The organism is Actinomadura rugatobispora (assembly GCF_042656285.1).
Classification (GTDB): Bacteria; Actinomycetota; Actinomycetes; order Streptosporangiales; family Streptosporangiaceae; genus Spirillospora; species Spirillospora rugatobispora.
Genome location: NZ_JBHSON010000112.1, coordinates 24,576 through 33,429, shown reverse-complemented (window position 1 = coordinate 33,429; position 8,854 = coordinate 24,576). Strand labels below are relative to the sequence as shown.

8 protein-coding genes and 1 pseudogene are annotated in these 8,854 nt (G+C 71.0%); 3 read left to right on the top strand and 6 right to left on the bottom strand.

Features of this window, described 5'->3' with window-relative positions; translation table 11 throughout:
- Positions 1-129, bottom strand: a pseudogene (locus ACFPZN_RS48160) (hypothetical protein); the annotation flags it as partial.
- A gap of 820 nt (positions 130-949) precedes the next feature.
- Positions 950-1,726: an SDR family NAD(P)-dependent oxidoreductase gene (locus ACFPZN_RS48155; RefSeq protein ID WP_378290462.1), complete on the bottom strand. Its 777-nt coding sequence runs from the start codon at positions 1,724-1,726 to the stop codon at positions 950-952.
- A gap of 76 nt (positions 1,727-1,802) precedes the next feature.
- On the opposite strand from ACFPZN_RS48155, the gene ACFPZN_RS48150 reads away from it, so the two are divergent.
- Together ACFPZN_RS48150 and ACFPZN_RS48145 are read left to right on the top strand one after the other, a co-directional pair.
- Positions 1,803-2,429, top strand: coding sequence for a TetR/AcrR family transcriptional regulator (locus ACFPZN_RS48150; RefSeq protein WP_378290460.1), 627 nt, complete (start codon positions 1,803-1,805; stop codon positions 2,427-2,429).
- A 107-nt stretch (positions 2,430-2,536) separates the two neighbouring features.
- Complete coding sequence (locus ACFPZN_RS48145; RefSeq protein WP_378290458.1) at positions 2,537-4,009, top strand: aldehyde dehydrogenase; 1,473 nt, start codon at positions 2,537-2,539, stop codon at positions 4,007-4,009.
- Here the strand turns inward: ACFPZN_RS48145 and ACFPZN_RS48140 are convergent.
- A complete protein-coding gene (locus ACFPZN_RS48140) occupies positions 3,964-4,545 on the bottom strand; it encodes a MarR family winged helix-turn-helix transcriptional regulator (RefSeq protein WP_378290456.1) in 582 nt (193 codons plus the stop codon). The genes ACFPZN_RS48145 and ACFPZN_RS48140 overlap by 46 nt on opposite strands.
- A 16-nt stretch (positions 4,546-4,561) precedes the next feature.
- On the opposite strand from ACFPZN_RS48140, the gene ACFPZN_RS48135 reads away from it, so the two are divergent.
- Entirely contained in the window at positions 4,562-5,320 is a 759-nt protein-coding gene (locus ACFPZN_RS48135; protein ID WP_378290454.1) for an MFS transporter, read from the top strand.
- 161 nt (positions 5,321-5,481) lie between these two features.
- Here ACFPZN_RS48135 and ACFPZN_RS48130 read toward each other — a convergent pair whose 3' ends face one another.
- From ACFPZN_RS48130 to ACFPZN_RS48120, 3 genes are all read right to left on the bottom strand, one after another.
- Positions 5,482-6,990, bottom strand: coding sequence for an alkaline phosphatase family protein (locus ACFPZN_RS48130; RefSeq protein ID WP_378290452.1), 1,509 nt, complete (start codon positions 6,988-6,990; stop codon positions 5,482-5,484).
- Positions 6,991-7,314: 324 nt separating this feature from the next.
- Positions 7,315-7,932 carry an anthrone oxygenase family protein gene (locus ACFPZN_RS48125; protein ID WP_378290450.1) on the bottom strand — a complete coding sequence of 206 codons (618 nt, stop codon included), beginning with the start codon at positions 7,930-7,932 and terminating at the stop codon, positions 7,315-7,317.
- Positions 7,929-8,768: a Rossmann-fold NAD(P)-binding domain-containing protein gene (locus tag ACFPZN_RS48120; protein ID WP_378290448.1), complete on the bottom strand. Its 840-nt coding sequence runs from the start codon at positions 8,766-8,768 to the stop codon at positions 7,929-7,931. Before ACFPZN_RS48120 ends, ACFPZN_RS48125 begins: the two co-directional genes overlap by 4 nt.
- Positions 8,769-8,854: the final 86 nt, after the last annotated feature.

Genomic DNA, 8,854 nt, shown 5'->3' with positions numbered 1-8,854 from the left:
GGCGGCGTAGTCCTGATCGAGCGTGTCACGCGCCACCACCGCGTAGAACCGGGCGCCCTGCCCGGAGGACTTGGGCCGCAGCAGCCGTCCCAGACGCTGCGCCTCCTCCTGACGCGACCCGTACACACCCCGATGCCCTCGACTGTCACCCGAGTTAGTGTCCGCGGTGCGTTGGGCGGCGTAGCTGTGGGCGAGGAAGCGCTGACAGCGGGCCGCCGCCGTAGGGCCGACTCCTGACGCGACCCGTGAGAACCCGACGCACGGCGATGGGCTGCTCCTGGCGCCAGCTGTACTCGCCTGACGCCTGCATCGCCACGCCGCGTCGGTGTCCACGATGTGGAAGGCGTAGCGCTGGCGGGCGAGGCCAGGTGTCGGCCTGGTCGAGGGTGGCGCGGGCCTCCACCAGCGAGTACAGGCCGGGGGCTTGGGCGCGGGAGTCTTGGCGGTGGGAGCTGTGCGTGCCCGAGGCTTGTGCCGCTTCTATCGTGTCGGCCTCTATGAGGCGGGTGGTCAGACGTGATCGCTGCGGCTATCGCGCGACTGCGGTGGCTAGCTGTATTTGTGGTGTTGAGAGGCGCGGTGCTTCTTCGGTGCGTGGTGTCGACGTTTACAGCTTGATTTGGACCGATACGCGCCCACCATGGTCTTGCTGCCTGGGCCATGGGCTTGTGGGCGGGTAGAACGGGCGGCCCAGGCTGCGCCCGCCCAAGAGTTCAGCAGTCCAGCAAGGCGCCGCGCTTGCACCTTGGCTTACCACGGCCAGGTGCACTCGGCGGCCTTACACCCGCGGACGGCTTGGTCTGAGGGCGTCCGCGGCCCTTTCTGGAGTTGGCTGTACGCAACCGATCGGTGTGGGCGTGTTCCCGTTCGGGCGGAAGTGTTGGGGGTGGACGGGCAGCCTGGGTTTGGGTGCCAAGTTGTTCTTTGTGGGGTGGGGCGTGCTGGGCCTTTATTGGGTGAGGGTCAGGCGGCGGGTTACGGTGCGGGCGATCAGGCGGCCGATTGCTGGGAGTTCCAGCGGTAGCAGTGAGGTGCGTGGGTGGACGCGGCGTGTGCGGCCGCGTTCCAGGGCGGTGACGATGGCGTCGGCGGCGGATTCCGGGGAGACGGGCGGCGGGGTGCGCATCGGGGTCGAGCGCCAGGGCAGCAGGTCGATGTCGCGGGCGTCGGTGTCGGTGGCGCCGGGCACCACTTCCAGGACCGAGACGTCGGCCAGCTCGTGGCGGAGGGTGCGTGTCGCGTGGGCCAGGGCGGCCTTGGACGCGCCGTAGTAGGCGAGCGAGGGGATGGGCACGGCCTGGAGGCTGGAGGTGACGTTGGCGACGGCCTGGAGACCCGGGAGCAGTGCGCGGGTCAGCGCGAGCGGGGACCAGAAGTTGGTCTCGAACAATGCGCGGACCTGGGCGTCGTCCCCCAGGGTGCCCTGGGCGCCCACCACCGCCACCCCGGCGTTGTTGATCAGGACCCGCACCGATCCCAGTTCGGCGAGAGCCTGCTCGGCCAGCGTCGCCGCGGCGCCGGCGCGTGACAGGTCGGCCTCGATGATCACTGGACGTTCGTGTTCCGCCGCTATCTGATCGGCGATCTCGGTGAGGTTGGCCGTGCGGCGGGCGGCGATCGCCAGCCGGGCGCCCCGCCCGGCCAGCGCGAAGGCCAGCGCCCGGCCGATCCCGCTGGAGGCCCCGGTCACCAGCACCGGGGCGTCCCGCAACGTCATACCGCCCATCCGCTCCTCCTTGACTGATAATCAATCAGTCGGGACGATAGGTTCAGCGCATCCAGACCGTCAACCCCGGAGTCCCGTGACATCCACCGACCGCCGCGCCCTGCTGATCGAGGCGGCCTCGGCGCTGTTCGCCGAGCGCGCCTACGACGAGGTGACGACCGCCGAGATCGCCCGGCGCGCCGACGTCGCCTACGGCCTCATCGCCCATCACTTCACCAACAAGCGGGGGCTCTATCTCGCGACGATCCTCGCCGCCGCCGACCGGCTGAAGGCCGTCCATGAGTCGGCGCCGGTGGGCGACACGCCCGCGGAGCTGCTCCACGACGCGCTTTCCCGGCACATCGCCCACATGGAGGCCAACGCCAAGGGGTTCCTCGCCCTGATGCGCGGCGGGAACGGGTCCGACCCGCAGGTCCACGCGATCATCGAGGATCTGCGCTGGCAGGGCGCCGTCCGCCTGCTGAACGCCCTGGGTGTCGCCGAGCCCGTGCGTCCCGCTCTGCGCACGACCATGGGCGGCTGGGTCGGCTACCTCGACGAGATCCTCATCGATCACCTCGAGCACCGCGACCTCACCCGGGACGACCTCGCCCATCTGGCCGCCGCCACCCTCTCGGCCGCTCTTCGGGCCGCCCGTGAGATCGACCCGGCCGTCGGGCTCGACCCGCGGATGATCGCCTCGCTCGCACCGGCCGAGGGCTGATGAGTCAGACCAGAACTCCGAGGTCGGCAGTGCGCCCCGCCGACTGTCGCAGAAGGTTTAGTGCAAAGATATAGTCGGCACATCCGGACCTCTGGAGGGGCTGCTCTATGCGTGTGACGGACGAGATCCTTGTCGGCGGCCAGTGGCGGCAGGGGGGCGGGGCCTATGCCGAGACCCGCGATCCCGCGACCGGCGCGGTGATCGCCGGGCTGCGCCAGGCCTCGGCCGGGGACGTGGACGAGGCGGTCGAGGCGGGGCGGCGGGCCGCCGCCGAGCCGGGCTGGCGGGACCTGCTCCCGCACGAGCGGGCCCGCGTCCTGGTGCGGATCGCCGACCTGATCGCGGAGCGGGCCGAGGATCTGGCCCGGCTGCAGACCGCCGACACTGGCAAGTCCATCAACGAGACCAGGGCGCTGGTGGCCAGCGCGGCGGGGACGTTCCGCTACTTCGCCGGGGCGCTGGAGACCCTGGAGGACGCCTGGACGCCGCCGCGAGGCCCGTACCTCACGGTGAGCCTGCACGAGCCGATCGGGGTGGTCGGCGCGATCACCCCGTGGAACTCGCCGATCGCCAGCGACGCCCAGAAGGTCGCGCCGGCTCTCGCGGCCGGGAACGCGGTGATCCTCAAGCCCGCCGAGTGGACGCCGCTGGTGTCGCTGGCGCTGGGCCGGCTGATCTCCGAGTCCGGGCTGCCGGCGGGGCTGCTGTCGGTGCTGCCGGGGCCAGGCGGCATCGTCGGGGACGCGATCGTGCGGCATCCGGGGGTCGGGAAGGTCAGCTTCACCGGCGGGACCGCGACGGGACGGAAGATCGGCGCGGCGGCCGCGGAGAAGATCATGCCGGTGTCGCTGGAACTGGGCGGCAAGTCGCCGACGATCGTGCTGCCCGACGCCGACGTGGACCAGGCGGTGGCCGGGGTGCTCTTCGGGGTCTTCTCGTCCTCGGGGCAGAGCTGCGTGGCGGGCTCGCGGCTGTTCGTCCACGCCGACCGGTACGACGAGGTGCTCGACCGGATCGTGCGGGCGACGGAGAAGCTGCGGGTCGGGCCGGGGGACGACCCGGCCACACAGGTGGCGCCGCTGGTCACGCACGCGCACCGGGACCGGGTGGCGGCGATGGTCGACCGGGCCCGCGCCGAGGGCGCCCGGGTGCTGTGCGGCGGCCGGGCCCCGGAGGGGGAGGGGTATGCCGCGGGCGCCTACTACCTGCCGACCGTGCTGGACGGGCTGCCGAACGACGCGGCGACGTGCCAGGAGGAGATCTTCGGCCCGGTGCTGGTGGCGCTGCCGTTCACCGACGAGGAGGACCTGGTCCGGCAGGCCAACGACACCGTGTACGGGCTGGCGTGCGGCGTCTGGACCCGCGACTACCGGGCGGCCTGGCGGGTGGCGCGGCGCGTCGAGGCCGGGACGGTGTGGGTGAACACCTACAAGCAGTTCAGCGTCTCCACGCCGTTCGGCGGCTGGAAGGAGAGCGGCATCGGCACGGAGAAGGGCCGCGCCGGGATTCTCGGCTACACCAGGAACAAGAGCGTCTACTGGGGGATGGACGAGGAGCCGTTGCCCTGGGCGGGGAGCTGACCGCGGGGCAGTGACGGCGTCCGCTCGGCCTTCTCCAGCGAGCGTTCCAGCTTGCTGAGCAGGCGGCCGAGCTGGCGGCGCTCGGCGTCGGTGAGGCCGTCGAGCATGCGGGCCTCGTTGGCGAAGTGGGCGCGGGCGACGCTGCCGGCGACCTCCAGGCCCTTGTCGGTGAGCCGCGCGTACACGACCCGCCGGTCCTCGGCGTCGCGTTCCCGCACGACCAGGCCCGCCTTCTCGAGCCGGTCGAGGCGCAGGGAGATGCCCCCGGTGGTGAGCAGGGAGATCTCGGCGAGCTCGCCGGCGGTGCGGCGGTACGGAGGGCCCGAGCGGCGCAGGGTGGCGAGCATGTCGAAGGAGGCCATGTTGAGGTCGTAGCGGTCGAACAGCTCCGACAGGAGGCTCTGGTAGCGCAGGAAGCTGCGGTGCAGGCGGCCGAAGACCTCCATGGGGGAGGCGTCGACGGCGGGCAGTTCGCGCCGCCACTGCTCGAGGATCAGGTCGACCGCGTCGGGGCGGCCCGGGGTTCTGCGTGTCATCGACGATCGGCGGGCGGTGCTGCCGCCCGGCCCGGCCTCCCTCCGGTGGCCGCCCGGGGGCGGCGGAAAGATCTCGACGCGAGGGTGCGAAGCCTCAACGCAAAGATACACCGGTCCGCGCGGCCCCCTTGTTCGCGCCCGATGCCGTCCGCACCGGCCGCAGCACCGTGCGCGACCTGTTCGCCGGACGCTACCTGCGCCGCACCGTGGTGATCTCGCTGCTTGGTTCTTCGCCTACTACGTCAACCACCGCATCACGGCCTGGCTGCCGTCCCTCTACACCAAGGACTTCGGCCTCGACCTGGGGGCCGCGCTGCGGTTCACGCCGCTCAGCAACATCACCGGCCTGCTCGGCTGCCTCATTGTCGCGCTGGTCATCGACCGCGTCGGCCGCCGCCCCGCGCTGGCCGTCGGCATGGGCGGCGCCGCCGCGGCCCTGATCCCCCTGGCCCTGTCGGGCGCCGTGTCGGGCGGCCAGGTGGCGGTCTGGGCCTCGGTCGCGACCCTGTTCGTGTACGCCACCAACGTCAGCCTCTACCTCTACACGCCCGAGCTCTACCCGACCCGCAGCCGCGCGCTGGGCGCCTCCTTCGGCGGGGTCTGGCACCGGCTCGGCGTGATTATCGGCCCGGTCGTGGTCGGCGCCGACATCGGGGCCGGCGGCGGCCTCGTCACCGTGTTCACCGTCCTGGGCTGCGTCGCCGCCGCCGGCGCCGTCACCGCCCTGTTCGCCGTCGAGACCAAGGGCCGCACCCTCGAACAGCTCAACGACTGATCACCGCCCGGAGGGAGGGCCCCGCGGACGACCCACCGCGGGGCCCGCCCGCGTGTCCCGCCCCGGCCCGGCTCACCTGTCCGGGCCGGGGGTCCGAGGACGTCCGCCTCACCCGTCCCGCCGACCGGCAGGGGTGAGGGTGGTCCGGCTTGGCCCGGCCGTCACCTGCCGTGGCCGGGTGGGACGACGGGCCGCCGTCCGGGGGCTTGGACCGGGGGGACCTGCCGCCCGCTGGGGGCGACCGGTGCGGGCAGGTTCGCCACCTCGTAGTGGGCCAACGCGAGGTTCCCTGCCGTGCTGGGCATCGTGGGCGGTTCAGCCGGTTTGCCGCGGAAGCGGAAGGCCGAGGTGAGATCGCCGAAGGTCTCCCTCCGCCAGGCACTGATGTTGGAGCACTCCACGCCCGTCACCCGCTCCAGTAGCCGCAGGTTCGAGGTGTGCTCGAACGGCTCGCTGCACACCCAGCCACCCGCCGTCCACGGCGAGACGACGATGCAACCGACACGGAAGCCCGCACCGATGGGAAGGCCGCCGCCGTTGACGCCCCCCGGGGAGGTCTTGGTCACGAACTCGTCGGGAGTGCCGGCCGGTGGGGTCGGCGGCGGGACGTGGTCGAACATGCCGCCGTTCTCGTCCCAAACCAGGATGAACACGGTCTTGGCCCACACATCCGGGTTCGCGGCGATGGCGTCGATCTTCGAGGCGATGTACTGCGCCCCGGCGGCGGGCATGGATTGATTGGGATGCTCGTTCTGCCCTGCCGGAGGGAACAGCCAGCTCACGGCCGGAAGCCGATCATTGAGCGCGTCGTACTCGAACTGGCCGGGAGCGGAAGGCGTCCGGGTGTTCTCATAGAGGGGCGAGTTCGCCGGTGCGTCTCGGTACGCCTGGAAATACGGGTAGGCCTGGCTCCGCATTCCTCCTTGTTCCCAGTAGAATTTCCAGCTCACGCCGGCATCGGTGAGGTCCTCCGCGTAGGTCCTCCACCTGTTGACGTTCATATTGTTGATGAGAATGGGGCCACCGGCCGTTCCGTTGGGATCGATGGTTCCGGTTTCCCACATGACCCGGTTCGGGGTGGTGGACCCGAGGACCGAGCAGAAGTAGTTGTCGCAGATGGTGAACGCATCGGCCAGCGCCCGGTGAAACGGGAGGTCCTGCTCGTCGAAGTATCCCATCAGCAGCGGAATGCGGCTCTGGTCGCCCTGGATATAGCGATAACTGGCAGGCAGCCATTGGTCCATCCTGCCGCCGTTCCACGCCATGTGCGACGGGTTCCACGCGTAGTCGCCGGCCGTCGGCATCCCTTGCGCCGCCGTCGTGCGACTGTCGAGGTGGAAGGGAAGCACGTAACCGTACGGGTTCTTGTCCGTCGGCTGGTGGAAAACGTTACGCCCCGTCGACAACCGGATCGCATCCGGATCCGAGAAACCCGCCACACCCGACATGGTCCCGAAGTAGTGGTCGAAGCTCCGGTTCTCCTGCATGAGGAGCACGACATGCTCGATGTCGTTCAGTGACGGGCGCCTGCTCGGCGGAGGTGCCGCCAGAGCCTTGTGAACGTTGGGCGCCATCTGCCACAACGCCGCACCTCCTGCGGCAAGGCCCGCCCCCAGCATCCGGCGCCGAGTGAAAACCGGGTCCTGGGCAGACCGAGTCTCTTCGCCCATCCCGCGCTCCTCCCTGTGAGGCGACCCGCCCCCAGGCCGCACATCGAATCCGACACAGCGGGCGTCGACGTTAGGCGCCAGGTGCGAACACAAGATCCTCTCGGGAAGAACTCCCGTTGACCTCGGGTTGATCGTTTCGAGGTGACCTCGAGACGCCCCTCACGGCCGCTGCGCGTTCGGGCGTGTCCGCCTGTCCACGCCACGGCGGAGACGACGGGGGTGCGGCGGGCGAGACCCGGGCGGAGTCCGTCATGAACGTGCTCGAGAACGAGCATCGCGCCGCCTGGCGGAGGGAACTCCAGGCGGCGCGGTCGCCGGTGAGGGTCAGGTGTGGGCCGGAGGGCGCGGCCGGTCGATGTGGTGGGGGACGGCGTTCAGGTGGCCGGTGTCCGTCGCGGTGTACGCCGAGGGCTTGGCGGACGAGGCGGTGCCCGGGTCCTCGGCGAGCCGGTGCGCCCCGTACAGGACCAGGGCCCAGGCCAGGCAGGCGAACGAGGCGGTGTGCAGCAGGGCACGGACGATGTTCCAAGCGACCCACTTGCTTTCGTACTGGTCGCGGACCGCTGCGATGTCGTGGATGCGCTCGGGGTCACCTGCCCTGTCGAGCTGGTCGTTGAGAGGGACGTTGGCGGCCATGGTGACGATGAACGCGACCACGTAGAGCACCAGTGCGGCGACGAGCCAGGGCGCCGCCTCGCGTCCATGCCCTCGGAAGGCGAGCAGGGCGGCCAGCCCGATGACGGGGATCGAGCCGACGAACATGAGCATGAACACGGGATTGAGGATGCCCTTGTTGATGCCCTGCATCGCGTCGACGAGGGTGCGGTCGGACGCTCTGGCCAGGCCGGGCATGACCCCGCAGACGAAGCCCACGAACAGCCCGGCCATGAGCCCGGCGAAGATGACGGCGGTCAGGAGCGTGCCGGTCTGCAGGAGTCTCATCTCGCGTCCTTCCGGTTCCAGACGCCGGTGGCGGCGGTGTCCCTGGCGTAGTCGGAGAAGTCCCGGGCAGGACGGCCCAGCACCTGCCGGACGCCGTCGCCGACGCTGGAGTTGCGGCCGTCCAGGATCGTGGTGAACAGGTAGGTCAGCAGGCCGGTGACGTCGTCGGGCACGCCTTCGGCCGACAGCGCGGCGGCGAAGTCGTCGGCGGGAATCCGGACGAAGGAGAGGTCGCGACCGGCGGCGGCGCCGATGGCGGCGACGGCTTCGGTGAAGGTGAGCAGCCGCGGTCCGGTCATCTCGTAGACGCGGCCGGTGTGCCCGTCCTGAGTGAGGACGGCCGCGGCGACCTCGGCGATGTCGTCGATGTCCACGAACGGCTCGCCGACGTTCCCCGCGGGCAGGGTGACCTGGCCTCCCAGGACGGGGTCGAGCAGGTAGCCCTCGCTGAAGTTCTGGGCGAACCAGGCGGCGCGCAGGACGGTCCAGTCGGCGCCCGAAGCGGCCAGGGCCTTCTCGGACGCCACGGCCTCCTCCTCGCCGCGTCCCGAGAGCAGCACCAGCCGCCGGGCGCCGGAGCGCACCGCGAGTTCGGCGAAGGCGCCGATCGCCTCGGGGGCCCCGGGGGCGGCCACGTCCGGGTAGTAGGAGACGTACACCGCGCGCACGCCTTCGAGGGCGGGCTCCCAGGTCGCGGGGTCCTCCCAGGCGAAGGGCACGCCGCCGGAGCGGGAGCCGATCCGGACCGGGAGGTCGCGGCCGGTCAGCAGTCGCACGACGCGGCGGCCGGTCTTTCCGGTCCCGCCCAGAACGAGGGTCAGTTCGTTCGCGCCCATCTGTTCTCTCCTTCGTTTGCCCTGGTCGTACCGTTTTCGGTCACACCCCCACTCTCGGGTGGCGGGGGATCGCGAACAACGATCAG

Coding starts and splice junctions, on each gene's coding strand:
- ACFPZN_RS48125 (WP_378290450.1), bottom strand. CDS start 7,932: ATGAGACTCCTGCAGACCGGCACGCTCCTGACCGCCGTCATCTTCGCC.
- ACFPZN_RS48130 (WP_378290452.1), bottom strand. CDS start 6,990: ATGGGCGAAGAGACTCGGTCTGCCCAGGACCCGGTTTTCACTCGGCGC.
- ACFPZN_RS48120 (WP_378290448.1), bottom strand. CDS start 8,768: ATGGGCGCGAACGAACTGACCCTCGTTCTGGGCGGGACCGGAAAGACC.
- ACFPZN_RS48155 (WP_378290462.1), bottom strand. CDS start 1,726: ATGGGCGGTATGACGTTGCGGGACGCCCCGGTGCTGGTGACCGGGGCC.
- ACFPZN_RS48140 (WP_378290456.1), bottom strand. CDS start 4,545: ATGACACGCAGAACCCCGGGCCGCCCCGACGCGGTCGACCTGATCCTC.
- ACFPZN_RS48145 (WP_378290458.1), top strand. CDS start 2,537: ATGCGTGTGACGGACGAGATCCTTGTCGGCGGCCAGTGGCGGCAGGGG.